Consider the following 25,099-nt stretch of genomic DNA (forward strand, 5'->3'; position numbering starts at 1 on the left):
GGTTCTCTCCCTTGGGGTGTCAGCGGATCAGCGTGTCGACATAGGCTGCGCCGATGCCGACCTTGTCGTAATGATCACGGGCCATCTTCATATAGTCGAACACGTCGAAGTGGCCGACCGAATTGCCCTGTTCGTCCAGCCACATTAGCGGGCCGGAGACGACGAAAAATACCTTCATCGGGTCAGGGTGTTCATAGCTGACCAGGGTGTGGCTTTCGCCGGGTGTCTCGAAGATGAAATCGCCCGCCGTGGCGGTCCAGTCGTGTTCCAGATAGGCCCACTTGCCGCTGATCGTGTAGGCCCAGATCGGCTTGGGGTGATAGTGCCGGTTCACGATGCAGGGCTTCTTGGCCATCAGCACATCTGCCCACATGTTGAGGGAAGGGCTGATCCACACCGGCTTGGAATAGACATCTTCCACGATCGGCACCCAGTAGCGCTCGTCGCCCTCGGCGATCTTGGCCATGTAGACTTCGGGCTTGGCACCGGGGCGGAACACGCCGGGCACGGGCGGGGTGCCGGCCCAGGGTTCGGTGGTGGGGGCTTCGGGCATTGCTGGCTCCTCTCGACCGGAGCCGGGGCTCGTTGCTGGCCGCCGGTCTCCCAAGGTCCCGATCCTAACGAACGAGAGGGTGCCGCGCTAGGACTCTCGCGAACGCGCATTGGGACGGGGACGCATGATGAACTGTTGGGTAGACCTCCCGCCCCGCCTCCCCGCCCGGCCACCATAGCCTGATGGGATCATTGGTGGCCTGGTGGGGAGGCGGGGCGGGCGGTCTGCAGCGCCAGCCTAATGCCGCTGCCGGTACTCGCGCGGGGTCATGCCGTTGCGGCGGCGGAACAGGCGGGTGAAATAGGCGCTGTCGTTGAAGCCGTGGTCAAAGGCGATCTGGGTGATCGTGGCTTCCGGATAGGCCAGCAGCTTTTCGCCGGCGCGCACCAGCCGCCGTTCCTGGATGTAGGCGCTGGGGGTTGTGCCCATGGCGGCAAACACCTTCTGCACCGCGCGCACCGAAAGGCCGCATTGCCGGGCGATGTGGACCACCGAGAACTGCGGGTCCTGCAAGCCGGCTTCCACCAGCGCGGTCACCTTCTGCGCCAGTGCGGGGGCCTGCCGCTTGGCCCGGTCGAAGGCCGTGCCGCGCAGCGCCATGGCCAGCAGGTCGAAGAACACTGCGGCAACCTCGTCCTCCCAGCCTTCGTGGTGCTCCTCGCGATAGCCCTGCTGCCACAGCGACAGCAGGAAATCGTGGAAGATGCGCAGCGAGGGAGATGTGCCGGGCGAGCGGGCCAGCAGCCAGGGCGCCACATCGCCCAGCCGCTGCTCCAGCGGGCGGCGGGGAAATTCCACCACCAGCGTTTCGTGTCGGGTCAGGTCAATGCGATAGGGCCGGGCCGTGGTGGCCACCACCATGTCGCCCGGTTCCAGCCGTGTGGTGGTGCCATCCTGGGTATAGCGACCGATGCCCCGGCATTGCAGGTGCAGGATCAGGTGCTCCTCATCCCGCGCGATCGGGGAGCGGGTGACGCGGCAGGCGTGGGTGCGCGGGCGCAGCATGGCCAGCGGGCCGATGGTCCATGACCACATCTGCCCGGTGAAGTCCTCGCCATAGGCGGCATCGACCACGCTTCCGGCATAGCGCAGGTGCGCCATCTCGTTCCAGTAGCGCGCCCGTTCGGCGGGCGAGACATCCAGCGTGGTGAATTGCCTGATGGCGGTCATGGTCAAAGGGTCGGGACTCCGGGCGCGGCGAGATTGGCCGCGCCCGGTTCCCGGGTCAAGCGGCGCCGGCCTGCCCGCGCCGCGCCAGCACGGCGGGGGCGGTTTCCTTCAGGCCCATGGCCACGAAGCCGCTCAGCACGCCCAGCACGATCAGCATCCACAGGAAGCTTTCCATGCCGAAGGCGTCGTTCAGCATGCCGCCGATGGGCGGGCCGAACACCCCGCCCAGCACCTCGCAGCTGCCCATCGCCAGGCCCAGCACGGTGGCGTGGTGGCGCTGGCTGAAGGTTTCCGAAGGGATCGTTGCCATGAAGATCGGGAACACCCCGTTGACCGCCCAGCCCACGAAGAACACCGCCGCCAGCAACATGACCGAGCCATCGACATACATCGCTCCCAGCGGGCCGATCACCGAAAGGAACGGCAGCGCCACCATCACCGGCTTGCGCCCGATGATGTCGCTGAGGCCGGCGATGGAGAAGCTGTAGATTGCCGCGGCGATGCCCAGCGTGCCCATGATCCAGCTCATGGTCGAAGGGTCCAGCCCCTTAACCTCGGTCAGGTACAGCGGCATGAAGGCCCAGGTGGTCACGAAATGGGCCACCATCAGTACGCCCACCACCACGCAGATCCACATGTTGCGCACCTTGAGCGCATCCATGATCGAGATGTCGGCTTCGGCAGCGGCACCACCGGCTGCGGCTTCCTCGGCAGCCATCGGCTCCGGCTCCTTCAGCAGGAACCAGATCAGCGCGGCACTGATCAGGCCCGGCACGGCGGCGAGGTAGAACGCCTCGCGCCAGGAAAAGGCTGTGGCAAAGGCCACCAGCACCACCGGGGCCAGGAAGCTGCCCAGCAGGTTGGAGCCAAGGTTCTGCGCCACGCCCTGCGCCAGCCCGCGGCGCTTCGGATCGACCTCGCTGGCCACCATCGCATGGCTGATCGGCATCACGCCGCCTTCCGCCGCGCCCATCAGCAGGCGGGCGGCGAACAGGAACAGGAAGCTGGTGGCCAGGCCCGAGAGGAACGAGCAGAGCGAAAAGGCGATCGTCGCCAGGATCAGCAGCACCTTGCGCTTGCCCAGGCTGTCGGACAGCTTGCCCACGAAGAACGCCGCAATTGCCCAGCTGAAGCTGAGGCCGCCGGCCAGCAGGCCGATCTGGGTTTGCGATAGGCCCAGTTCCGGCTGCACGAAGGGCATCAGCGCGTTCAGCGCCTGCCGGTCGAAGAACACGATGCCGAAGTTGAGGCTGAGCAGGAAGACCAGCAGGAACTGGTATCCCGGCGAATTCTTCAGCCAGTTGCCGCGGGCTGCCCCGCCGATGTTCGCGTGTACCATTGCTATGCTGATCCTACATGAAGGGGCGGATGGGGTCGCTGCCGTCCCAGGTGCGGCTGGCTTCCCAGAAGCGGGTGAAGGTGGCGTCCATGCCGGGGGTGACCGGCAGCAGTTCGATGAAACCCTGCGCCGCGCCGGTGCCATCGTCGAGGTAGACGACCTCGCCCCCGGTGGGCACGGCGGCGCGGTAGGCCTCGTGATAGCCGCGCGCCTGGTAGTCACGGCTGGCGGCGTCAACGTCATCAAACGCGATGCCAACGTGGTGGTAGCCGAAACCGCGCCGTTCCATCGTCTCACGGTAGACACTGGGGTGATCGTCCAGCGGCTGGATCAGTTCGATCATCATGTGCCCGGCAAAACCCATCGCCAGCGTCACATCGGCGCGGCTCTCGGCTCCGCGATAGGTCTGCCCGGGGGCGTAGAGGTGGGGCAGCACGAAAAAGGGGCCGGCGCCAAGGTTCTGCATCCAGTGCAGGCAGGCGGCCGCAAGGTCGGGCACGATATAGGCCGTCTGCGCCATGGTGCCGTATGGCTGGCCGAAGCCAAGCTGCTTGCTCACCCGAATCCTCCCCTTGGCCCCGTTTGCCGGTGCTCGCCCGGCATGGCTCGCCAATCGCAGCGACAAAGTCAATCTCGATCCTCTGCCATTGGCTTGCGCGCTTGGGGGGCCTACAAGCCCGGGAATACGAACATCGCCAATCCGGGGAGAAGGACATGGCCACCCAGTTGAAATCCACCAGCCAGCCCAAGATCGATTGCTCGGCCGATGAATGGCAGGCCCGGCTGGACCTTGCCGCCGCCTATCGCATCTTCGCCCACCACGGCTGGTGCGAGAGCATCTACAACCACATCACCGTGCGCGTGCCGGGCGAGGACAACGCCTTCCTCATCAACCCCTATGGCCTGCTGTGGGAGGAAGTGACCGCCAGCAACCTGATCAAGATCGATGGTGACGGCAACAAGGTGGGCGACAGCCCCTATCCGGTGAACCTGGCGGGCTTCACCCAGCACTCGGTGTTCCACAAGCACCTGCCGCACGCCCATGCCATCGTCCACACGCACACGCCGGACACGATGGCGGTCTGCGCCACCGAGGGGGGGCTCCAGCCGACCAACTTCTATTCGTGCTTCTTCGTGGGCAACATCGGCTACCACGATTTCGAAGGCATCACCGTACGCGCCGAGGAGGGTGAGCGGCTGGTGAAGAACGCCGGCAACCACCAGATCCTGATGCTGAAGAACCACGGCCCGGTGGTGATGGGGCGCACCCTGCCGGAGATGTTCTTCCTCTATTACATGTTCCAGCGCGCCTGCGAGATCCAGGTCAAGACCGCCAGCCTGGGCGCGCCGATCATGGTGCCGCCCGAGGTGATCGCCGTGCACCAGCGCGACCGCGACCTGCAACTGACCGACGATTTCGGCAAGCTGGACTTCGAGGCCTGGACCCGCAAGATCGACACCATCGATCCATCGTGGCGCAACTGACAGCAGGATAACGCTCCCGCATGACCAGCATGACCGTGAACGAGCGGCCGGTCCATTTCGACATGGACCCGCAGACCCCGCTGCTGTGGGCCCTGCGCGATGCGGCCAACCTCACCGGCACCAAGTATGGGTGCGGGGTGGGCGACTGCGGGGCCTGCATGGTGCTGGTGGACGGTGAGGCGCTGCGGAGCTGCCTGGTCACGCTGGGAGAGGCGGAGGGGCGCTTCATCACCACCATCGAAGGCCTCAGCGCCGATCGCAGCCACCCGGTGCAGCAGGCGCTGGTGGCGGAGCAGGCGATCCAGTGCGGCTTCTGCACGCCCGGCATCGCCATGGCCGCCGCCGCGCTGATCGGGCGCAATCCGGAACCGACCGAGGCGGAAATCATGGCCGCCATCCCCAACCTGTGCCGCTGCGGGGTCTATCCCCGGCTGGTGCGCGCGGTGCAGCGCGCCGGCCGCGTGGCCCGCCGCCGCGAACGGATCAGCGCCGCGCCTGCCCCCGGCATCGACCCCGCAGACGCCGCCCGCGCCGTGCCAGCTTTAGGAGGGGGGAGCGGCACCAGCGCGGACGACTAGCGGGGGGGTGCCGGTCAGAAGTTCAGCCGCAGGCCCAGCGTGGCGTTCAGCGGCTCGCCCGGCTGGATGTTGTTGTCGGTGTGCGACGAGGGGAAATAGTCCGCGTCGAACAGGTTCTCCACGTTCAGTTGCAGGCTGATATTCTCGGCCACGTTGTAGAACAGCGCCGCATCCACCCGGGTATAGGCGGGCATGGTCACCGCGTTGGAAATGGTGGCGAAACGGTCAGACTGGTGGATCACGCCGGCACCCAGTCCGAATTCCGGCGTCACCTGATAGCGCGCCCAGGCGCTGGCCTGGTGGCGCGGCACGGCCTGCAGCGTGCGGCCCGCAGGGGCTGCGGTGGTGGTGGTGCGCACCTCGCCATCAAGCAGGCTGTAGCCCAGCGTCACCTGCAGGTGCTCGGTCACTTCGCCCGCCAGGCTCAGTTCCAGCCCGTCGGTGCGGGTCTGGCCGGTCAGCAGCACTTGCCCGGAGTTGTTCGGATCGGGCGACTGGGTGTTGCTGCGATCCAGCCGGAACAGCGCAGCCGTGGCGAACAGGCGCGGGGTAATGGCCCACTTGCCGCCCAGTTCCCAGTTTTCGAACTTCTCCGGCACCAGCAGTTCGGTGACGGGGGACAGCACGTTGAACTGGTCACCCGACTGCGGCAGGAAGCTGGTGGCATAGCTGGCATAGAGCGACACCGTCTCTGCCGGCTTGACGATCAGGCCCAGCCGCGGGCTCCACTTCTCGTCCACCCGCTCACCGGCGAAATTGTTCACCAGGTTCACGCTGGCCAGGTCGAACCGGTCATAGCGCAGGCCCGCGATCACCTGCACCACGCCGAAATCGAGCTGTTCCTGGACATAGGCGGACAGGGTTTGCAGGCCGGACTCGCTGGCGCTGTTGTTCACCAGGGTGAAGGCAGGGACGGCGAAATTGGCCAGCGGCACGGTAACGCTGGATGCGCCCGAGAAGCTGACGTTGCGGCGCACGCCGGTGGAATTCTGGTCCATCGCTTCCACGCCCGCCAGCAGGGTGTGCTGTACCCCGCCTGTGGCGAACTGCGCGACCAGGTTGACCTGGCCGGTCAGGTTCTCGCGCGTGTTGCCGCTTTCATAGCCGCTGAGGCTGACGGTGGTGGCCGTGGCCGCACCGGGCAGGATGTTGCCGTAATACTTGTCGTAATCGGCATACTGCACGGTGGCGTTCAGGCTGATACCATCGGCCAGCCGGTGATCGATCCGCGTCCGGGCCACGTGGGCGCGGTTTTCGGAGTGGTTGAAGTCCTCGTCCCCGAAGAAGAAATCGTCATAGCCGCGCACTGGTTCGCCGCCCAGCGAGGGCACGCCGCGGTCGACGGTGCGGGCATCGTCGTCATAGGTATAGCTGGCGGTCAGGCGGGTGTCCGGCCCCAGATCGGCCGTCAGCGTGGGGCTGATGCCGAAGAAGCGGCCGCCGAACTCGTCGCGGTTGCTGTCCAGTTCCTCGTAGGTGCCGTTCAGGCGCAGGGCCACGGTGTCGGTCAGTGGCTGGTTCAGGTCCAGCGCCACGTTCCATGCGCCGAAGCTGTCCACGCTGGCCGCGCCGTTGATGAAATCGGCCATCGTATCGGCGCTCTTCATCACGCGGTTGATCGCCCCGCCACCGCCGCCACGGCCAAAGATCAGCGCATTGGCGCCCTTCAGCACCTCGATCCGCTCCACATTGTACAGCGGGCGATAGTATTGTGCGTCATCGCGCAGGCCATCGACGAAGAAATCCGCCGTGGAGTTCTGGCCGCGCAGGATCACCTGGTCGCGGTGGCCTTCGCCGGTGCCCAGCGATACGCCGGGGACGAAGCGCAGCGCATCGCCAAGCTGGCGCACGTTCTGGTCCTCGATCTGGTCGGCGGTGATCACGGCCACGGTCTGCGGCACGTCGATCAGGGGGGTGGGGGTCTTGGTGCTGCTGGTCCCGTCGGTGGCGGCATAGCCGTCGCGCTGGCCGGTCACCACGATCTCGTTGCCGAGGTAGTCGCGCTGCTCGTCGGCCAGGGCGGGGGTGGCCAGCAGGCCGGCCAGCATGGTGCCCGACAGCATGGTACGGGACAGGGCCGTGGCGCGCAGACGTATGGAATTGGACACTCGGAACCCCCTTCGTGAGTCGACTATTGCGACTGATTTGCAAGAGCGCCGATATTGCGAGGGATTTGCAATTGCAACAGAGATTGTGTGAATTTTTGCCCGGCTTGCGCTTTTCTTTCCCGGCCGTAGGGAAGGCGCGATCGCGCGACAGGCAGGAGACGGCAGGTGAAGGCAACGATCTGGCACAACCCCAAATGCGGGACCTCGCGCAAGGCGCTGGCGCGGCTGGAAGAGGCTGGCTGCCAGGTCGAGGTGATCGAATACCTGAAGCACCCGCCCACGCGCGAAACCCTGATGCGGCTTTACCAGGCGGCCGGCATCACCCCCGCCCGGGGCCTGCGCCTGCAGAACACCGACGCGGCCGAGCGCGGCCTGCACAATGCCGATGACGATACCGTGCTGGACGCGATGATGGCCGAACCGGTCCTGATCCAGCGCCCGCTGGTGGAAACGCCCAAGGGCGTGGTGCTGGCGCGGCCGGTGGAATTGCTTGAAACCATTCTGTGACTGGACCGTAGCCGGCCTGTGACCGATCGGTGAAAGCAAGATGCCAACAACCCGCCGCCAACGCATTGCCAAGCGCCGCCGATTTTGCCACGGGAGGGACCGGTGCTGGTCCACCCTGCGTGGAACCACCTATCGTCGGAGCAAGGCTCTCCAAAGCATGATTGGCAACGCATGAATGGCAATGAACTGGCCGCAAGCCGCACGCTTCCCCGGCTGAAGGCAAAGGTGAAGCGCGCGCTGGGTCCGGCGGGCGTGTTCTTCCGCGGCTTCCTGGAACATCCGCGCATGGTCGGGGCGATCCTGCCGTCAGGCCCTGCCGTGGTGAAGACCATGCTCAGCCGCGTCGACTGGTCCAACACGAAGCTGTTCGTGGAATATGGCCCGGGCGTGGGCACTTTTTGCCAGCCCGTGCTCGATCGCCTGCTGCGCGATGCGGACCTGGTGGTGATCGACACCAACCCGCTGTACATCGATTTCCTGCGCCAGACGATCACCGACAGCCGCTTCCACGCGGTGTTGGGATCGGCCGAGGACGTGGAGGAGATCGTCCGCTCGATCGGCCACCAGCAGGCAGACTATGTGCTGTCGGGCCTGCCGTTTTCCACCCTGCCCGAAGGCGTGGGCCCGGCAATTGCCGCTGCCACCCAGCGGGTGATCCGGCAGGGCGGGGCTTTCCTGACCTACCAGTATGCCGGCGCGGCGCGCGACCTTTCCGCCCGCTACTTCCCGCGCGTGGACAGTCAGCGCGTGTGGCTCAACGTGCCGCCGTGCCTGCTAGCCTGGGCCTGGCAGGATTAGTGCAACGCGCTACTCCGGCGGCAGGATCGCCGGGTTGAACACCGCCTCCCACAGGTGGCCATCAGGGTCGGTGAAATAGCCGGCATAGCCACCATAGAACGTGTCCTGCGCCGGTTTCACAACCTGCGCGCCCGCCGCCGCCGCCTGTGCCATCAGCGCGTCCACCTCGGCCCGGCTGGCCAGATTGTGGCCCAGGCTGAAGTCGGTAGGCGAGGGCGGGGTGACCGGCAGCCCGCTATCGTGCGCCAGGTCTGCTTGTGCCCACAACGCCAGCTTCAACCCGCCGTGCAGGTCGAAAAAGGCGACCGCCCCGTGGTCGAACTCCCGCCCCACGATGCCCTCGGTGGGCAGGCCAAGCCCGTCGCGGTAGAAAGCCAGCGCCCGGTCAAGATCGGCCACCGCCAGTGTCAGCACCGAAATGTGCGGTCGCACCGCCTATCAGCCGAAGGTCTGGTCGATCGCCGTGGGGCTGAGGCCTGCAAGCTGGCGGTGCATGGCAACCATGATGGCACTGAACAGCATGGCCACCGCCGCGCCGATCAGGCCGTTGGACAGGCCCAGCACCAGCGCCGCCCCCGCGCCGTTGCCCAGCAGGCCCGCCAGCACGCCGAAGATGGCGCTGAGGATCATCGCGATCACGATATAGGCGGCAAAGATCAGCACGTAGAAGAAGAAGATCTTCAGCGCGTTGCTGCGCGTCAGGTCCCACGACCGCTTGCATACGGCCCAGGGGCCTGTCACCCCCTCCAGCGCCACGATCGGCATGGTCAGCACGAAGCGGGTGGCCAGGAAGACGATCCCCACGATCAGCGCGATCGCCCCGATCACCGCCAGCGCGCCGCCCAGCACTTCGCCGCCCACGGCTGTGCCGCCGGCCACCAGCAGCGCCATCACCAGCGCACCCACGAAGACCACCAGGATATAGCCCAGCATCAGCAGCAGGGTGACGCCGATGGTGGTGGGCAGATAGGCCAGCGCGCGGCGCAGCGCTTCGCCCACGGTGGGCCGGTCATCCCCCATCAGCGCGATCATCGCCAGATAGCCGATGATCTGCGCCACCAGCACCACCAGCCCCAGCACGATCAGCGGCACCATCGCCTCGCGCAGCATGGCCAGCACCATGTCCGGATCGGGGTTGGTCTGGGTGGACAGCGTGGTCATCATGTCGGGCATGGCGACATAGAACAGCGTGCCCGGCAGCAGCAGGAACACGCCCGCGATGATCGCCAGCAACTGCCCGTTGGCCGAGAGCAGGGCCAGCGCCATGCTCCAGGTGCGGTTCATGTCGAATGTCATCGGGTGCCCTTCCTCCAGCGTTCCCCTCTTGATAAACCGGCTTTGCTGCCCCACGCAAACGCTTGATGCCGCATTCCTTGTTGCCCGATCCCGAATGGCGCGTTTCGCCCGGCCTGGTGCCTTACCCCGAGGCGCTGGCCGCAATGGATGCGCGCGCCGCGGCGATTGCCGATGGCACGGCAGGCGAACTGGTGTGGCTGCTGGAGCATCCGCCGGTCTATACCGCCGGCACCAGCGCCGACCCGGCCGAGGTGCTCGACCCACGGTTCGAGGTGTTCGCCACCGGGCGCGGCGGGCGGCACACCTATCACGGCCCCGGCCAGCGGGTGGCCTATGTCCAGCTTGACCTGGCGCGGCGCGGGCGGGATGTGCGCCGCTTCGTCCATGGCCTGGAAAACTGGGTGATCGCCACCCTGGCCGATTTCGGGGTGGAGGCCTGGGCCGTGCCTGACCGGGTGGGCATCTGGACCCGCGATGTTGACGGCAGCGAGGCCAAGATCGGCGCCATCGGCGTGCGTGTGCGCCGCTGGGTGACGTTGCACGGCCTCTCGGTCAACCTGGACCCCGATCTCACGCATTTCGGCGGCATCGTGCCTTGCGGCATTGCCGAATACGGGGTGACCAGCATGGCGCGCCTTGGCCTGGCCCTTGCGCCGGGGGCCTTCGATGAGGCATTGCGGGCGCGCAGCGGTGCCTTTCTCGCCGCGCTGGAGGATTGATCAGGTCATGCGCCAAGTCCGTTTCGCCATTCCGCTGGGCCTGCTGCTGGTGCTGGGTGCCTGCGACTATTTCGGCGGGGGCGAACAGGAAGCGGCCGGCGGTGCCACGGGCCAGGTGCTGCCTGCCTCGGTCAGTGACGAGATGATCCCGGTGCAGGACCTGACGAGCCAGCCGCCCGCGCTGGCCCCGGCCCCGGGCGAGGGCGGTTCCGGCGCGGTTGCGACTGCGGACAGCGCCGTAGCTGCGGTTTCGGCCGGCGATGGTGAAGCGGCAGCGGTTGAGGACGCGACCCCGGCGCAACCGGAGGCGCAATAGCCTACCCCCGCAGCGCCTCCAGCACGCGGCGGGCCTGCAGCAGGTGGGGCTGTTCCACCATGCGCCCGTCCAGCGGCAGCGCGCCGGCGCCGGGATTGGCGGCGAACAGTTCCACGATCCGCCGCGCTTCGGCCGCTTCCTTTTCAGTGGGGGCAAAGGCCTGGTTGATCACCGGCACCTGGTCAGGGTGGATCGCCAGCATCCCGGTGAAGCCATCGGCCTTCGCCGCCTCGGCAGTGGCCTTCAGGCCTTTCAGGTCGGCGAAATCGGCATAGGGCGTTTCCAGCGCCACCCCGGCCCGCGCATGGGCGGCCAGCAACGCCTGGCTGCGGACCAGGCGGAAGGTATCGGTCCAGCCGCCTGCACCCTTGGCACCGTCGCGCATCCGGCTGGCCCCGATGGCCACGGCCAGGTCCTGCGCGCCCCAGGTCAGGCCGGCCAGGCGAGGCAGCTCCTCGGTGGCATAGGCAGGGATAGTCAGCGCGCTGGCGGCGGTTTCGCCCACCATGGCGATCAGCCGCGTGGCGTTGGAGGTGATGCCGTTGCGCTGCTCCAGCTCGTAAAGCTCGGCGCTCAGCATCCTGAGCTGCTCGGGGCCCCTGGCCTTGGGGACGATGATCCCGTCGGGCTGGCCTGACAGGATCACGGCCAGGTCCTCGCGCCACAGGTTGGAATGGAGCGGGTTGATCCGCACCCAGCGCGCGGTCGCCTGGCCTGACAGGACCTGCTGACGATGGGCCGCCAGCCAACGCGCCGCCTGCATCCGCGCCGTGCCCTTGGCTTCCGGGGCCACGGCATCCTCAAGGTCGATCACCACGGCATCGGCCCCGCAGGAGGAGGCCTTCAGCAGCTTGCGCTCGCTATCGCCCGGTACAAACAGCCATGATCGCAACGTCATTTTCCAACCCGTCCCCGTCCGGTCGCCCGCAGGCTATCACCGCGCGGCCTAACGGCAAACACTGGAGGGGCGGTGCAGCAACAGGGTTAAGCGGCAGGCAACGATTGGAACGCCGATTCGACTCCTGCCACGCCGCCTGATAGCCTCGCCGCCTGGAACCGCCCGGAAAACAGGGCGGCAGGGGGGATGGAACAATGGCTGAAGGCAGCACTGCCGCGCCCGTGGAAGGCGCGTTCGACACCAGTTACGAATGGAAGATCATCGCCATCCTGGCGCTTACCTTCGGCCTTGTGGGCCTTGATCGCTTCATCCTGCCGGTGCTGTTTCCCAGCTTCATGGACGAGCTGGGGCTGACCTATGCCGACCTTGGCAACCTGGTGGGCATCCTGGCGGTGTTCTGGGGCATTTCCGCCTTCGTGATGGGCTTCCTGAGCGACCGCGTGGGCCGCCGCAAGGTGCTGATCCCCTCGGTCATCGTGTTCTCGCTGATGAGCGCCTTTTCCGGCGTGGCGGGCAGCCTGGTGGCGCTGCTGGTGATCCGCGCGATCATGGGGCTGGCCGAAGGGCCGGTCGCCTCTACCGGCGTGGCCGTTGCGGTGGAAGCCAGCCATCCCAAGCGGCGCGGCCTGAACAACGGCATCTTCCAGTGCATGATTTCCCTGTTCGGCAATGCCCTGGGGCCGATCATCGCCACGCAATTGCTGCTGGTGACCGACTGGCGCACCGTGTTCATGCTGGTGGGCGTGCCCGGGCTGGTGATGGCCGTGCTGATGTTCTTCGTGATCCGCGAGCCGGCCCATGTCACCGCGCCTGCCACCGGTGCCCCGCGCCCCGGCGTGGCCGCGCTGTTCGCCCACCGCAACGTGCCGCTGGCCATGGTCACGCTGATGTGCGCGATGGGCGGCATCTTCGTGATGGGCGCGATGATGCCCAACTACCTGACCGACTATCTGGGGCTCAACCCGCAGGACATGGGCTTTGTCGCCAGCGCCATCGGCTTCGGCGGGTGCCTGGGCCAGTTCGCCATGCCCGCGCTATCGGACTTCATCGGCCGCAAGCCCACCATCCTGATCAGCTACCTGCTGGCGGCGGTGTTCACCTGGGCCTTCACGCAAGCCGGGGCGGAAAGCCTGTCCGTGCTGTTCTGGCTGCTGTTCTTCGCCGCCCTGTTCAACTTCAGCGCGCTGGCCACGCTGGCCGGGCCGGTGGCGGCAGAAGCCGCGCCGATCGGCATGGTGGCAGCCACAGCCGGGCTGGTAATCGGCGCGGGCGAAGTGTTCGGCGGCGGCATCGCCCCGATCATCGCGGGCCGCATTGCCGATGCCAGCGGGATCGAGAACGTGTTCACCTTCACCATCGGCGGGCTGCTGGTGGGATTTGTAATTGCGCTGTTTTTGAAGGAGACTGCGCCGCGAAAAGTGGGCACCGTCTGATTTCGTCATTGCGAGCGTAGCGAAGCAATCCAGGGCGTTGCTCCCCGAGGCTCTGGATTGCCGCGTCGCTGCGCTCCTCGCAATGACGAGGTGGCTTTAGCGGTTACCCAAGTCCCCCTTGCCCACGGTGCCGCTGGCCATCTCCAGCATCCGGTCAAGGCTCCTCTTCGCGCGCAGGCGCAGGCCTTCCTCGATTTCCACGCGCGGCATCAGGTCGCGCAGGGCTGTGTAGAGCTTTTCCAGCGTGTTCAGCGCCATGTAGGGGCAGATGTTGCAGTTGCAGTTGCCGTCAGCCCCCGGCGCGCCGATGAAGGTCTTCTCGGGCAAGGCCTTTTCCATCTGGTGGATGATGTGCGGCTCGGTCGCCACGATCAGCGTCTGGCCAGGGAAGGTCTTGGCAAACTGCAGGATGCCACTGGTGCTGCCCACATAGTCCGCGTGGTCGATGATCGCGGGGGGGCATTCGGGGTGCGCGGCAACCGGCGCGCCGGGGTGCTGGGCCTTCAGCTTCAGCAGCTCGGTCTCGCTGAAGGCCTCGTGGACGATGCAAACGCCCGGCCACAGCAGCATCTCGCGGTTGAACTTGCGCGACAGGTAGCCGCCCAGGTGCCGGTCGGGCCCGAAGATGATCTTCTGCTCTGGCGGGATCTGGCTGAGGATCGTCTCGGCGCTAGAGCTGGTGACGATGATGTCGCTCAGCGCCTTCACCTCGGTCGAGCAATTGATATAGGTCAGCGCGATGTGGTCCGGGTGCCGTTCGCGGAAGGCGGCGAACTTCTCCGGCGGGCAGGAGTCTTCCAGCGAACAGCCGGCTTCCATGTCGGGCAGGACCACGATCTTGTCGGGGGACAAGATCTTGGCCGTCTCGGCCATGAACTTCACGCCGCAGAAGGCGATCACCTCGGCATCGGTATCCGCCGCCTTGCGGGACAGCTCCAGCGAATCGCCGACGAAATCGGCCAGGTCCTGCAATTCCGGCCGCTGGTAGTAGTGCGCCAGGATCACGGCCTTGCGCTCTTGCTTCAGGCGGGCGATCTCGGCCAGCAGGTCGGTTCCGGTGGGGAGGGGGGTCTGTGCGGTCATGCCGCTGAGATGGCCGCAATGCGCCGCCGCTTCAACCCGCAAATGACTGGCTGAACGCCACCCAGGCCGGATTGTCGGCCACGGCAAAGGTCAGTGCCAGCCAGGCGACCAGCGCGCCGCCGGTCCACCAGTGCGCCGGGTGGACCCGCCCGTGCAGCCGCCGGTCGAGAAGCATGGCCGCAGCGAGGTGCGCCAGCAGCGCCGCCAGGATCAGCACGGTGCCGCGCTGGTCGAACAGCGGGGGCAGCACCAGCCGCCCCCATGCGACCGAAATCAGGCTGAGCATTGCGCCGAACATCAGCCGCTTGTGCCAGTCCGCCCGGGCGCGCAGAGCCAGCCCGGCCCCGGCAAGGCCGGCGAACACGGCCATGTTCATCCAGTCCATCAGCAGGAAGAAGGCGGGCGTGAAGAACGGTGGCTGGCGGCCGGCGGCCAGGGTCATGGTGATGGCCCAGCAGCCATAGGCAATCAGCCACAGGCCCAGCACCGCGCCCACCGCGCCAAGCTTGCGGTGCGCCGCCAGCTCGCCACGCCAGACCAGCCAGTTCTGCGCCACGTAGAGCGCCAGGAAGGCAGTCATCGTCACCGCATGGACGTGGACCCACCAGGGGGCGCCGAAGCTGGACATGCCGATGGCGAACGCGAGGCTGAACCCGGCCACCGATTCCGCTGCAAACAGCAGTGCCATGATAAGGTAGAAACGGCGTTCCCGCTGCACGCCGCTGGGCGCGCTTTCGGCCAGGCTTGCCATGCTGATTCCCCCCAAGGAATGACCCGCGGAGAAATTGCGCCCTGGGGCAGAGCGAGTCAATCGGCGCGGGTCCGGTCCGAACGCCCTACATCGATGGCGGAAAGGCTTCCATCGGCCGCTCGGCTCCGGGCGATCCGGCCAGGTACCATTCGGTGAAGCGCAGCCCCCACGCGCTGTAGGCGATCATTTCACCGGCGATCAGCACCGCCACTACCGTTCCCGTGCCCCACCACCAGGCGGGGTGCACCACGCCATGGCGGCGCTTGTCTGCCAGCATTCCCATCAGCGGGAAAACCAGCGTCAGGCCCACGTTGACCCACCACGCATAGGGAATGACCAGCGGCAGGGGCACCAGGCGGCCGACTCCCGCGCCGCAGATATCGGCAAAGGCGCACAGCAGCAGTCGGCGGTGCCAGCCGGTGTCGCGGCGCAGGGCAATCGCCGCCGATGCCAGCCCGGCAAAGACCAGCAGTTGCATGGGATTGCCGAACAGGAACTCGTTCGCGGCGATGAACGGCGGTCCGCCATGATCGAGCATCGACCAGCGGTGGACCAGCAGGCCGACCACCACCATCAGCGGGATCAGCAGCAGCGACAGCCAGCCCAGCCGGCGGTGAAGCGCCACGTTCTTGCTGGCGACGAGCCAGGTCTGTGTCAGGAACAGCGCTATCCAGCTCATGAACACCAGCGCGTGCACGTGAACCAGCAACGGCATGGCAAAGCTGGTGCGGCCGGTGACGAGGTTGAGGGCGAAGCCGCCCATGGTGGCGGCCGCCATCAGGCAGGCCACGATGAAGAAGAACCGCGCCTCGCCCTGCGCGGCGGTGCGGCTGGGTGCGAAGACACTCGCCATGTTTTCCTCCCCCAAGGAATGACCGCAGGAGGGTGCGCCCGCCCGGGGGCCAAGTCAACCGGCGGTCAAGCTCCCGGTTCGCCGGCGAAGCGAACATCGACCCGCGCGCCCGGGTGGCCGGCGGCATCGAGCACGGTGACGAGGTTCTGGCGCACGGCATCGCGCGCGGCGTTGCGCGCCAGTTGCAGCAGCACCGGATCGCTCGCCTGCTCGGCGGCCAGCCGTTCGGCCACCAGGGTGTTGTCGCGGTTGAGCCTGGCGGCGGCCTCGCGGGTGATCAGCATGCCTTCCTGCAGGTACTGGGCGCGCGCCTCGTCCAGGTTGGGGCGGCCCACGGCAATGGCGGGCAGGTCGACCACCAGCCGATAGGCCTCCTCGTCCCACGCGAAATCGCCCGCGTCGACACCGGAGAAGTCCACGGCATAGTCCACCCGCGCCGGGATCACCGCCACCTGGCGGCTTTCCAGCAGGCCGAAGAACCGCGAATCCTCGCTGCTGACCACGGTGGAAAGCTGGGCGGAAAACGCCGTCAGCTTGTTCTGGCGGGTAAAGGCGGTGACGCTGGCGGCTACCGGATCGCCGTGATCCTCCGGCCCGAAGGCCAGCCAGCCAAGACCGGCGGTGCTTATCGCCAGCGCGCCGGCCAGCGCCCAAGGAAGGGCCTGGCTGCGCGCCCGGCTGATGGGGCTGGTGGTCATGCGATGCTCCATTGGCCGTCTTCCTGCTGGGTGACGCTGCCCTGCCGGGCCAGCTCGATCAGGTGCGCGTGCACGCTCTGCGCGGCGGCGGGCCACAGGAACTCGGGCACGCCCTTGTACATCACCGGCACCATGGCGGCGATGGTCTGGGGCCGCTCCTCCAGCAGCCGCACGATCTGCTTTTCCCGCGCCCGGCGGTGGCCGGCCATGCCGCGCACCAGTTGCCGGGGGTTGTCCACCTGCGGGCCATGGGCGGGATAGTACACCCGGTCATCCCGCTCGTGCAGCTTCACCAGGCTGGCCATGTAATCGCCCATGTCGCCATCGGGCGGCACCACCACGCTGGTGGACCAGCCCATCACGTGATCGCCGGTAAACAGGGCGCGGCTTTCCTCCAGCGCGAAGCACAGGTGGTTGCTGGTGTGGCCGGGGGTGGCGATGGCGGTGAGGGTCCAGCCGGGACCGTGGATCTGCTCGCCATCGGCCAGCACGCGATCGGGCGCATAGGCCTTGTCGAACGGGGCATCCACGCGCGGCGCATCGCTCTCCAGCGCCAGCGGAGCGCAGCCGATCACCGGGGCGCCGGTCAAAGCGGCCAGCGGCGCGGCGGCGGGCGAGTGGTCGCGGTGGGTATGGGTGCAGCAGATGGCCACCACGGGCCGTGCGTTGATGCCGGTCACCAGTGCGGCCAGGTGATCGGCATCGTCCGGTCCCGGATCGATCACCGCCAGCCCATCGTCTCCTCCCACCAGGTAGGTCTGGGTGCCGGTATAGGTGAAAGGTGAGGGATTGGGGGCCAGCACGCGGGCCACCAGCGGCTCAAGCTGCTCGGTCTGCCCAGTGGGCCAGGGTTGCGGGGGAAGCGCCATCGCGGCCCATATGGCGAGCAAGCCCGCGCTTTTCCATCATCTTGCGGCAAGTTTGCCGGGAACTGGGAAAAACCCGTCAGCCGGCGGCGACCACCGCGCCCAGCCGGTCGCGCAGGCGGTGGATCGCGGCGGGGTGCATGGTGAACCGGTCACGCCAGGCGTGGTCCAGCCGGGCCACGCGGTCATAGAAGCGGCGGGTGCGGGTGACCAGGTCGCGCAAGTGCGGCGGCAGCATGGCCCACTGGTCGGCATCGGGTTCGGGCTGCGGCGGGGGCAGCCGTCCGTGGCGGCGCAGCTGGAACTCGCTCAGCTCGCCGTTGAAATAGGCGCGGTGGTTCAGCAGCCAGGCCAGCACGTGCATCATCCGCGTGGTGGTGCGCAGCGCCTCGCACGACAAGGCCACGCGCGACAGTTCCGCGCTGCTGCCCACCAGATCCAGCCGGCCCGACATGTCGAACGCGGCGCGCGCCTCGTCCGCCAGGCGCAGCGCGTCGACATAGAGCATCTCGACAATGGTCGGGCTGATATCGGCGGGATCTCCCATGGTGGCTTATCGCTAGCCCCCGCGAAGGCTGTGCGCCAGAGCGATCATGGTTAATTTCCCTCGGGAAAAACATATGTGCCGAAGGGGCACAGGTTTACCATTTTGCTGGGCAAGGTCAGGCGATGATGTCGGGGGTCAGGTAGTCCTCGATCATTGCGATCTGGTCCTTCAGGCGCAGCTTGCGCTTCTTCAGGCGGGCCACCTGCAACTGGTCCTGCCCGCCCGCATCGGTCAGCGCGGCGATGGCGGCATCCAGGTCGCGGTGCTCCACCTGCAATTGCAGCAGGCGGCGGCGCATTTCCTCTTCGGTCACTTGCGCTTGGTCCCCTGGATCACCGCCCGAATTTCCCCTGATCGCGTGAACGAGGCGCCTCGTGGCGCTCCCTATTTGCTGATCTAGGTGACTTGTGATTTGATGGCAATTGCGCGGCTCGACGGATGAGCCTGCGAGTCGCGTTTCGGTTCGACTTACGGACCTGTCTTAAGGCAGGCCCGAACCACAGGAGAAACGCTGATGGAATCATCGCATGTCGCCGCCCTGCACGCCAAGCACCAGGGACTGGAAGCCCGCCTGAAAGACGAGATGAACCGGCCTTCCCCCGACACCGCCCTGATCCAGTTGCTCAAGAAGCAGAAGCTGCGGCTGAAGGAAGCCCTCTCGCTCAACTGATCACATTTCCATTGCTGTTGACCGGGCATTTCCCTGCGGGCTGACCGCAGGGAAAACCCGCGCCTTGTGCAAGGCCGCCAATATGCGTTAGGCCTTGGCCCATGGTGGTTGCCGCCCAGTCCGCACGTCTGATCCTGACCCGCCTGCACGAGGTCATGGCTTCGCGCACCCATGCGCAGGGCAAGCTGAACCAGGTGGTGGAGATCATTGGCGAATCGCTGGATAGCGAGGTCTGCTCGATCTACCTGCTGCGCGAAGGCGTGCTGGAGCTTTACGCCACCCGCGGCCTGAACCAGAGCGCTGTCCACGTCACCCGCCTGGGCGTGGGCGAAGGGCTGACCGGCACGATTGCTGCCAACATCGAGACGCTGAACCTGGACGAGGCGGCGACCCATCCGGAATTCCAGTACCGCCCCGAAACGGGCGAGGACAAGTTCCACTCGTTCGCCGGCGTGCCGATCGTGCGGCGCGAACGGGCGATCGGCGTGCTGACCGTGCAGCACGTGGAGCCGCGCAAGTACGTCGAGGTCGAGATCGAGGCATTGCAGACCGTCGCCATGGTGCTGGCCGAACTGATCCACAACGCCGGCCTGGTGGACGAGGAGGACCTGGACCCGCGCGGCAGCAGCATGGCCGGGCAGCAGGTGCTCGACGGCCTGAAGCTGGTCTCTGGCCTGGGCTGCGGGCGGGCGGTGTTCCACCAGCCGCGCGTGACCATCGAGCAGACTGTGGCCGAGGACATCGAGGTCGAGCGCCAGCGGGTCTATCTCGCCTTCGACAAGATGCGCGAGCAGATCGACAACATGACCAACCAGGCCGAATTCGGCGTGGGCGGCGAGCACGAGGAGGTCCTGGCGACCTACAAGATGTTCGCCTACGACGAAGGCTGGAGCCGCCGCATCAACGAGGCGATCGACAGCGGCCTGACCGCCGAGGCCGCGATCGAGCGCGTGCAGCAGCGCACCCGCCAGCGGATGCGCGAGATTGCCGATCCGCTGCTGGCCGACCGGATGCACGATCTGGAGGACCTGTCCAACCGGCTGCTGCGGATCGTCTCGGGCCACGTGGGCACGGCGGCCAGCATGGGCTTGCACGGCGATTCCATCCTGATCGCGCGCAACCTGGGCCCGGCGGAACTGCTGGAATACGACAAGCGCCGCCTGAAGGGCGTGGTGCTGGAGGAAGGCAGCCTGACCGCCCACGTGGTGATCGTGGCCCGCGCCATGGGCGTGCCCGTGATCGGCCGCGTGCGCGGGGTGCGCGGCCAGGTGCGCGAAGGCGACCAGATCGTCGTCGATGGCGATGCCGGCAAGGTTACCCTGCGCCCCGGCCAGGCGGTGCTGGATGCCATGGTCACCCGCCTTGCCGCCAAGCGCGAGAAGCAGGCTGCCTATGCCGCCATGCGCGACGTGGAGCCGTTCACCCGCGACGGGACGCGGATCGAGGTGATGATGAACGCGGGCCTGCGCGACGATGTCGCCATGCTCAGCGTCACCGGGGCGGACGGGATCGGCCTGTTCCGCACCGAATTCCAGTTCCTGGTCTCTGCCGCCCTGCCGCAGCGCGACCGCCAGACCCGGCTCTATCGCGACGTGCTGGAAACGGCGGGCGACAAGAAGGTGATCTTCCGCACGGTCGATATCGGCGGTGACAAGAGCCTGCCGTACCTGACCAGCAAGACCAGCCGCGAGGACGAGAACCCCGCAATGGGCTGGCGCGCGCTGCGCCTGTCGCTGGAACGCGGCGGGCTGCTGAAGGTGCAGGCCCGCGCCCTGCTGGATGCGGCGGCTGGCCGCGAGTTGAACGTGATGTTCCCGATGGTCAGCGAAGTGTGGGAATTCGATGCCGCCAAGGCGGTGTTCGATGGCCAGATCGCCTTCATGAAGAAGCTGAAGCACAAGCTGCCGCTGTCGGTGAAATACGGCGTGATGCTGGAAGTGCCCTCGCTGGCCGAGACGCTGGACCTGCTGTGCCCCAGGGTCAGCTTCATTTCGGTGGGCACCAACGACCTGACCCAGTTCCTGTTCGCGGCGGACCGGGCCAACCCGGCGCTGGCCGAACGCTATGACTGGCTGAGCCCGGCAATCCTGCGGTTCCTGAAGCGGGTGGTCAATGGCTGCGTGGGAACCGGGGTGCAACTGGGGGTGTGCGGCGAGATGGGCGGGCGGCGGCTGGAAGCCCTTGCGCTGATCGGCCTGGGCGTGCGCCGCCTGTCGATCACCCCGGCTGCGGTGGGGCCGGTGAAGGAACTGGTGCGCAAGATCGACACGCGCGAGATTGCTGCCGCCATGAACGGCTGGCTGGCCCAGCCACCCGCCAGCATGCGGGCCGAACTGCAGGCCTGGGCCGAAGCGCGCGGAATAGAGACAGAATAGCCGCCGCTCACCAATCGGTGACCTTGACTTGTCACGGTTCACCTTCATTGATGACCCGAAATAAACCACAGCAATCAGCACAAAAAGGCAGCCGGGTCGCACGGCTGGAGCATTGATGACCGACCAGATCGAAATGCCCGAGGAATTCACGGCGCCGCGCGGGGCGGGGCCGCAGCTGCGCTATGCGCGCGAGCGGCTGGGCCTGTCGATTGGAGATATTGCGGCGCGGACCAAGATCTCGCAGCGTCACGTGGAGGATCTGGAGACGGGCAACTATGCCGCCTTCACCAGCCGCACCTATGCCATCGGTTTTGCCCGCACCGTGGCCAAGGCCGTGGGGCTGGATGGCGAGGCGATCGCCGCCCAGGTGCGCGGTGAACTCAATGCCCTGCAACCGGCCGCGCGCACCACGTCGAGCTATGAGCCGAGCGATCCCGCCCGCGTCCCCTCGCAGTCGCTGGTGTGGTTCTCGCTGCTGGCGCTGGGGCTGCTGCTGGCGGGGCTGTTCTTTGCCTATCGCACGCTGTTCTCGCCCGCGGCCGAGCTGCCTTCGCTGATCGAGCAGCAGGAGGCCGAGGAGGCCAGCGCGCGGGCCAGCGCCGCCGCCACGCCGGCGGCTGCCGCCACCGGCGGCCCGGTCACCTTTACCGCCACTGATGAGCGGGTGTGGGTCAGCTTCTACGATGCCGATGGCCTGCGCCTGCTGGAAAAGGAACTGGCGCGCGGCGAGAGCTTCACCGTGCCGGCCGAAGCCAATGGCCCGATGCTCCGCACTGCCCGGCCCGAGGCCCTGAGCATCACCATCGGCGGGCGGGCCGTGCCGCCGCTCGCCACCGAAATGATGACCCTGCGCGATGTGAAGGTGGATGCCGCCAGCCTGCTGGCCCGCTCCGCGCCGCAGCCTTCAGCCAGCGCCAGCCCCTCCGGCGGGCCCACGCCTGCGGCCGGCAACGTGGTTGCTCCCGCCCGCACCGTGCCGCTCAGCCAGAACCAGCCGTCCCGCCTGTTGAACTCGCCGCAACGCAGCGCGCGCCCCGCCGCCATCCGCAGCAGCGCACCGGTCGCCGCACAGGATGCCGCCGCTGCCAATTCGGCCAGCGCCGAAGCTGCCGCTGCCGAACCCGCCGTGCCCGAGCCGGAAGCCGCCCCGGCGGCAGAACCGGCACCGGCTGCCGAATAGGGGGCACTGCTGAGCAGTCTGCGGTGGATTTCGTGGTGGCGCGGCTCCACCTCGCATGGTTAATCGTCTATTCCACTTGCCGCGCCCATGCTGGCGGCACAGCGAACAGAAGGATCTTTGGCAGATGGCAGTTCTTCCCTGGCGCAAGTCGCGCGGTTTGGTGATTGCGGCCAGCCTCGTCACCGCGCTTGGCCCGCAAGTCGCGCTGGTGCAGCCGGCGGCGGCCCAGCAGCAGGGCGCTGCCACCACCGATGACCGGATGAACCGGATCGAGACCCAGCTTCGCGCCCTCCAGCGCGCCGTGTTCCCGGGCGGCGACCAGCGCTTCTTCGAGCCGGAGATTACCGCCGATACCGCGCCGCAGGGCCAGCCGCAGGGCGCAACCCTTCCTAATGCCACCGCGCTGACCGACGTGCTGGCCCGGCTGGATGCCATCGAGCAGCAGCTTGCCCGCCTGACCGCCGCCAGCGAAATCAGCGGCAATGCCATCACCCTGCTGCAGGGCCGGGTGGACGCGCTGGAAGCGGCCCGCACCGCCGCCATCGCCGTGCCTTCGCCTGCGCCCGGCACGACGACCGGCACCCCTGCTCCGGCCACTGCCGGCGGCCCCGCGGAACTGGTCAGCAACCCCGCGATCACCACCCCCGCACCCGGCCCCACGCCCGAGCGGCTGGCAGCGGTGCGCGCGATCCTGAAGCCGCAGACGGCTGATGCCGGGGATGACGAATACGTCTACGGCTTCCGCCTGTGGGATGCCGATTTCTATCCCGAGGCGCAGCAGCAGCTCTCGCTGTTCCTGGAACGCTATCCCGACCACGCCCGCGAAAGCTTCGCCCGCAACCTGCTGGGCCGTGCCTATCTGGACAATGGCGAGCCGGAGGCGGCAGGCCGCCAGTTCCTGGCCAACTACCTCGACAACAAGCAGGGCGCCCGCGCGCCGGACAGCCTGCTGTACCTCGTGGAAGCCACGCTGGCGCTGAACAGCGCGCAATCCACTAGCCGCGCCTGCATCGCCCTGGCCGAGTTCGCCACCACCTATCCCACCGAAATGGCGGGTCGGTTGAAGGGCCAGTACGATGCGCTGCGGGCCCGTGTCACCTGCCCCTGATCCGGCACTGGTCGCGCGCTTCAAGGCGGCGCTCGACCGGCTGAATCCGGGCGGCGGCAAGATCGGGCTGGCCGTCAGCGGCGGGCCGGATTCGATGGCCATGCTGCTGCTGGCCCATGTGGCCATTCCGGGCAGGTTCGAGGTGGCGACGGTCAACCACGGGTTGCGCGCGGAAGCGGCGGACGAGTGCGCGCTGGTGGCGGCGGCTTGTGCGGAGCGGGGGGTGGACTGTGCGGTTCTGGAAGTAACCGTTCGGCCGGGCAACGTGCAGGCTAGGGCGCGTGAGGCGCGCTATGCGGCGTTGGCGGAGTGGGCGTTTGCGCGAAATCTGCGGGCCGTCGCAACAGCTCACCACGCAGACGATCAGGCTGAGACCATCCTTATGCGGCTTTTGCGCGGCAGCGGGCTGGTGGGACTGACTGGCGTTCGATCCAGCTCTCTCATCGCGGGAATTACCGTCATCCGTCCTTTGCTGAATTTCAGGCACAGCGAATTGGCTGCTGCTTGCGAAGGGGCCGGGATAATGGCCGTGGCCGACCTGTCTAACGAGAACACCGATTTCGACAGGGTGCGGATCCGTCAGGCGATCGCTGCTTGCGACTGGCTCGATGCCGCCGGATTGTCGACTTCAGCCACCTATCTCGCCGAGGCGCAGGAGTTCGTGCAGGACACTCTGAGTTCCCTCTGGCAAGGTGCGGTGACGCCTGATGGCGACCAGTTCCGCTATTGGCCGGGCGCGACGAACTTCGAACGCATCGAAGTGGTGCGCATGATCCTGCAGCGCTCGGGAACAGCGCCGGTGCGATCCGACATTGCACGGATGGTTGAGCGACTGTCTCAGGGGCAGAATGCCTCGCTTGGCGGAATGCTCGCTTGCGTGAAAGACGGGGAGTGGCTTTTCCGCCCCGAACCGCCCCGTCGGACCGGCTAGCCCAACCGCCCGCCAACCCCCGTCCGCACGCCGTCGGTGATGATCACCCGGTCGCCCACGCTGGCTGTGCGGAACAGGCGGTCGGCGAATTCGTCGGGCACGCCCACGCAGCCGTGGCTGGCATAGCCGCGTTCCACTTCGCTGCCGCCGTGGATGGCGATGCCGTCCCAGGTAAGGCGCAGGGTCCAGGGCATGGGGGCGTTGCCGTATTTCTCGGACACGTTGTGCCGTTCTTTGGTCAGGATCGGGAACTGGCCCACGGGGGTGGGGTGCTCGTCGGTGCCCAGCATCGCGGCGGCTGCGCCGATTTCATAGCCGTTGCGGAAAACGCTGATCACGCGCGCCTGCAGGTCCACGGTAATCACCAGGGGGCCGGGCGGCACGCCTTCATCGTCCCAGTGCCACTCGCCATAGCGGATCGGGCCTTCGATGGGCAGCACGCGCTTGATGACGAAGGGGCTGGTGTCCATCTCCGGCACCGGCGGCCGCTCGCCCACGAAGGGATCGGCAGCGTCGGGATCGACAGCGGCGGGTTCCACGCTGGTCACGGTGGCATCTTCGGCCAACACGTCATCCGGGGCAATCCAGCCAGCCGGTTCGGGCGCAGGATCGCGGGCGACCAGCGCATCCCCGGCAAAGGCCATCACGGTAAAGCCGGCCAGCACGGCCAGCGTCGCTCCCCCGATCCATTTGACGGCTGTGCTCATGGCTGCGGATTATGCGCTTCGGACAGTGAAAATCCAGTGTATCGGCAGCCCCGGTCCCGAAAAGGGACGGGGTGGCCGCAATTCCTTCCGGACGGATTCGTATCCGGAACTGTGGTCCACGTGGCTCAGG

At 67.2% G+C, this 25,099-nt stretch carries 28 protein-coding genes; 12 read left to right on the forward strand and 16 right to left on the reverse strand.

The window, feature by feature from the left end:
* Positions 1–19 precede the first annotated feature (19 nt).
* The 4 genes from GRI99_RS16330 to GRI99_RS16345 form a co-directional block, all read right to left on the reverse strand.
* Positions 20–553, reverse strand: a complete 534-nt coding sequence (locus GRI99_RS16330; protein WP_160773138.1) for a 2,4'-dihydroxyacetophenone dioxygenase family protein — start codon at positions 551–553, stop codon at positions 20–22.
* Positions 554–790: 237 nt separating this feature from the next.
* The gene (locus GRI99_RS16335; RefSeq protein WP_237438422.1) at positions 791–1,723 is read right to left on the reverse strand and encodes a helix-turn-helix domain-containing protein; all 933 of its coding nucleotides are present in this window, start codon (positions 1,721–1,723) and stop codon (positions 791–793) included.
* A 55-nt stretch (positions 1,724–1,778) separates the two neighbouring features.
* Complete coding sequence (locus GRI99_RS16340; RefSeq protein WP_160773140.1) at positions 1,779–3,062, reverse strand: MFS transporter; 1,284 nt, start codon at positions 3,060–3,062, stop codon at positions 1,779–1,781.
* A 13-nt stretch (positions 3,063–3,075) separates the two neighbouring features.
* Positions 3,076–3,621, reverse strand: coding sequence for a VOC family protein (locus GRI99_RS16345; RefSeq protein WP_160773141.1), 546 nt, complete (start codon positions 3,619–3,621; stop codon positions 3,076–3,078).
* A 155-nt stretch (positions 3,622–3,776) separates the two neighbouring features.
* On the opposite strand from GRI99_RS16345, the gene GRI99_RS16350 reads away from it, so the two are divergent.
* Positions 3,777–4,547, forward strand: coding sequence for a class II aldolase/adducin family protein (locus tag GRI99_RS16350; RefSeq protein WP_160773142.1), 771 nt, complete (start codon positions 3,777–3,779; stop codon positions 4,545–4,547).
* A 20-nt stretch (positions 4,548–4,567) separates the two neighbouring features.
* Positions 4,568–5,125, forward strand: a complete 558-nt coding sequence (locus GRI99_RS16355; RefSeq protein ID WP_160773143.1) for a (2Fe-2S)-binding protein — start codon at positions 4,568–4,570, stop codon at positions 5,123–5,125.
* A gap of 14 nt (positions 5,126–5,139) precedes the next feature.
* On the opposite strand, the gene GRI99_RS16360 is transcribed toward GRI99_RS16355, so the two are convergent.
* Positions 5,140–7,233: a TonB-dependent receptor gene (locus tag GRI99_RS16360; protein WP_337192945.1), complete on the reverse strand. Its 2,094-nt coding sequence runs from the start codon at positions 7,231–7,233 to the stop codon at positions 5,140–5,142.
* A gap of 165 nt (positions 7,234–7,398) precedes the next feature.
* Here GRI99_RS16360 and GRI99_RS16365 point away from each other — a divergent pair, with 165 nt between their 5' ends.
* Together GRI99_RS16365 and GRI99_RS16370 are read left to right on the forward strand one after the other, a co-directional pair.
* Positions 7,399–7,740, forward strand: a complete 342-nt coding sequence (locus GRI99_RS16365; protein WP_160773144.1) for an ArsC/Spx/MgsR family protein — start codon at positions 7,399–7,401, stop codon at positions 7,738–7,740.
* 171 nt (positions 7,741–7,911) lie between these two features.
* Positions 7,912–8,538 (forward strand): class I SAM-dependent methyltransferase, encoded by a 627-nt coding sequence (locus GRI99_RS16370; RefSeq protein ID WP_160773145.1) that lies wholly within the window; start codon positions 7,912–7,914, stop codon positions 8,536–8,538.
* Between the two features lie 9 nt (positions 8,539–8,547).
* Here the strand turns inward: GRI99_RS16370 and GRI99_RS16375 are convergent, their stop codons facing one another.
* Together GRI99_RS16375 and GRI99_RS16380 are read right to left on the reverse strand one after the other, a co-directional pair.
* Positions 8,548–8,970, reverse strand: a complete 423-nt coding sequence (locus GRI99_RS16375) for a VOC family protein (protein ID WP_160773146.1) — start codon at positions 8,968–8,970, stop codon at positions 8,548–8,550.
* 6 nt (positions 8,971–8,976) lie between these two features.
* A complete protein-coding gene (locus tag GRI99_RS16380; protein ID WP_160773147.1) occupies positions 8,977–9,834 on the reverse strand; it encodes a glycerophosphoryl diester phosphodiesterase membrane domain-containing protein in 858 nt (285 codons plus the stop codon).
* 65 nt (positions 9,835–9,899) lie between these two features.
* Between GRI99_RS16380 and lipB the strand changes: the two genes are divergently transcribed.
* Both lipB and GRI99_RS16390 read left to right on the forward strand, forming a co-directional pair.
* Positions 9,900–10,553 carry a lipoyl(octanoyl) transferase LipB gene (gene lipB / locus GRI99_RS16385; RefSeq protein WP_160773148.1) on the forward strand — a complete coding sequence of 218 codons (654 nt, stop codon included), beginning with the start codon at positions 9,900–9,902 and terminating at the stop codon, positions 10,551–10,553.
* Positions 10,554–10,560: 7 nt separating this feature from the next.
* Positions 10,561–10,869 (forward strand): hypothetical protein, encoded by a 309-nt coding sequence (locus GRI99_RS16390; protein ID WP_160773149.1) that lies wholly within the window; start codon positions 10,561–10,563, stop codon positions 10,867–10,869.
* Position 10,870: 1 nt separating this feature from the next.
* Here GRI99_RS16390 and GRI99_RS16395 read toward each other — a convergent pair whose 3' ends face one another.
* Positions 10,871–11,767 (reverse strand): HpcH/HpaI aldolase/citrate lyase family protein, encoded by an 897-nt coding sequence (locus GRI99_RS16395; RefSeq protein ID WP_160773150.1) that lies wholly within the window; start codon positions 11,765–11,767, stop codon positions 10,871–10,873.
* A gap of 194 nt (positions 11,768–11,961) precedes the next feature.
* Between GRI99_RS16395 and GRI99_RS16400 the strand changes: the two genes are divergently transcribed.
* Complete coding sequence (locus tag GRI99_RS16400; RefSeq protein ID WP_160773151.1) at positions 11,962–13,200, forward strand: MFS transporter; 1,239 nt, start codon at positions 11,962–11,964, stop codon at positions 13,198–13,200.
* A gap of 96 nt (positions 13,201–13,296) precedes the next feature.
* On the opposite strand, the gene nadA is transcribed toward GRI99_RS16400, so the two are convergent.
* The 7 genes from nadA to GRI99_RS16435 all read right to left on the reverse strand — a co-directional run bounded on the left by nadA (position 13,297) and on the right by GRI99_RS16435 (position 18,311).
* On the reverse strand, positions 13,297–14,283 hold the full coding sequence (gene nadA, locus GRI99_RS16405; protein WP_160773152.1) for a quinolinate synthase NadA: 987 nt from the start codon (positions 14,281–14,283) through the stop codon (positions 13,297–13,299).
* Positions 14,284–14,314: 31 nt separating this feature from the next.
* Positions 14,315–15,034, reverse strand: a complete 720-nt coding sequence (locus tag GRI99_RS16410; protein WP_160773153.1) for a hypothetical protein — start codon at positions 15,032–15,034, stop codon at positions 14,315–14,317.
* Positions 15,035–15,119: 85 nt separating this feature from the next.
* The gene (locus GRI99_RS16415; RefSeq protein ID WP_237438417.1) at positions 15,120–15,887 is read right to left on the reverse strand and encodes a hypothetical protein; all 768 of its coding nucleotides are present in this window, start codon (positions 15,885–15,887) and stop codon (positions 15,120–15,122) included.
* Between the two features lie 65 nt (positions 15,888–15,952).
* Positions 15,953–16,585, reverse strand: coding sequence for a DUF4230 domain-containing protein (locus GRI99_RS16420; protein WP_160773154.1), 633 nt, complete (start codon positions 16,583–16,585; stop codon positions 15,953–15,955).
* The gene (locus tag GRI99_RS16425) at positions 16,582–17,454 is read right to left on the reverse strand and encodes an MBL fold metallo-hydrolase (RefSeq protein ID WP_160773155.1); all 873 of its coding nucleotides are present in this window, start codon (positions 17,452–17,454) and stop codon (positions 16,582–16,584) included. The genes GRI99_RS16420 and GRI99_RS16425 overlap by 4 nt, the downstream gene beginning before the upstream one ends.
* Before the next feature lie 76 nt (positions 17,455–17,530).
* On the reverse strand, positions 17,531–17,998 hold the full coding sequence (locus GRI99_RS16430; protein WP_160773156.1) for a DUF1465 family protein: 468 nt from the start codon (positions 17,996–17,998) through the stop codon (positions 17,531–17,533).
* 115 nt (positions 17,999–18,113) lie between these two features.
* Positions 18,114–18,311, reverse strand: a complete 198-nt coding sequence (locus GRI99_RS16435) for a DUF465 domain-containing protein (RefSeq protein WP_160773157.1) — start codon at positions 18,309–18,311, stop codon at positions 18,114–18,116.
* A 201-nt stretch (positions 18,312–18,512) separates the two neighbouring features.
* On the opposite strand from GRI99_RS16435, the gene GRI99_RS16440 reads away from it, so the two are divergent.
* The 5 genes from GRI99_RS16440 to tilS all read left to right on the forward strand — a co-directional run bounded on the left by GRI99_RS16440 (position 18,513) and on the right by tilS (position 24,262).
* On the forward strand, positions 18,513–18,668 hold the full coding sequence (locus GRI99_RS16440; protein ID WP_160773158.1) for a DUF465 domain-containing protein: 156 nt from the start codon (positions 18,513–18,515) through the stop codon (positions 18,666–18,668).
* 101 nt (positions 18,669–18,769) lie between these two features.
* Positions 18,770–21,043 carry a phosphoenolpyruvate--protein phosphotransferase gene (gene ptsP, locus GRI99_RS16445; protein ID WP_160773159.1) on the forward strand — a complete coding sequence of 758 codons (2,274 nt, stop codon included), beginning with the start codon at positions 18,770–18,772 and terminating at the stop codon, positions 21,041–21,043.
* Positions 21,044–21,158: 115 nt separating this feature from the next.
* A complete protein-coding gene (locus tag GRI99_RS16450) occupies positions 21,159–22,223 on the forward strand; it encodes a helix-turn-helix domain-containing protein (protein ID WP_160773160.1) in 1,065 nt (354 codons plus the stop codon).
* Between the two features lie 124 nt (positions 22,224–22,347).
* Positions 22,348–23,331, forward strand: coding sequence for a tetratricopeptide repeat protein (locus GRI99_RS16455; RefSeq protein WP_237438418.1), 984 nt, complete (start codon positions 22,348–22,350; stop codon positions 23,329–23,331).
* Positions 23,315–24,262: a tRNA lysidine(34) synthetase TilS gene (gene tilS, locus GRI99_RS16460; RefSeq protein WP_160773161.1), complete on the forward strand. Its 948-nt coding sequence runs from the start codon at positions 23,315–23,317 to the stop codon at positions 24,260–24,262. The genes GRI99_RS16455 and tilS overlap by 17 nt, the downstream gene beginning before the upstream one ends.
* On the opposite strand, the gene GRI99_RS16465 is transcribed toward tilS, so the two are convergent.
* On the reverse strand, positions 24,259–24,969 hold the full coding sequence (locus tag GRI99_RS16465) for a L,D-transpeptidase family protein (protein WP_160773162.1): 711 nt from the start codon (positions 24,967–24,969) through the stop codon (positions 24,259–24,261). The genes tilS and GRI99_RS16465 overlap by 4 nt on opposite strands.
* Between the last annotated feature and the right edge of the window lie 130 nt (positions 24,970–25,099).

The sequence above is a fragment of the Alteraurantiacibacter buctensis genome, assembly GCF_009827655.1.
Lineage (GTDB): Bacteria > Pseudomonadota > Alphaproteobacteria > Sphingomonadales > Sphingomonadaceae > Alteraurantiacibacter > Alteraurantiacibacter buctensis.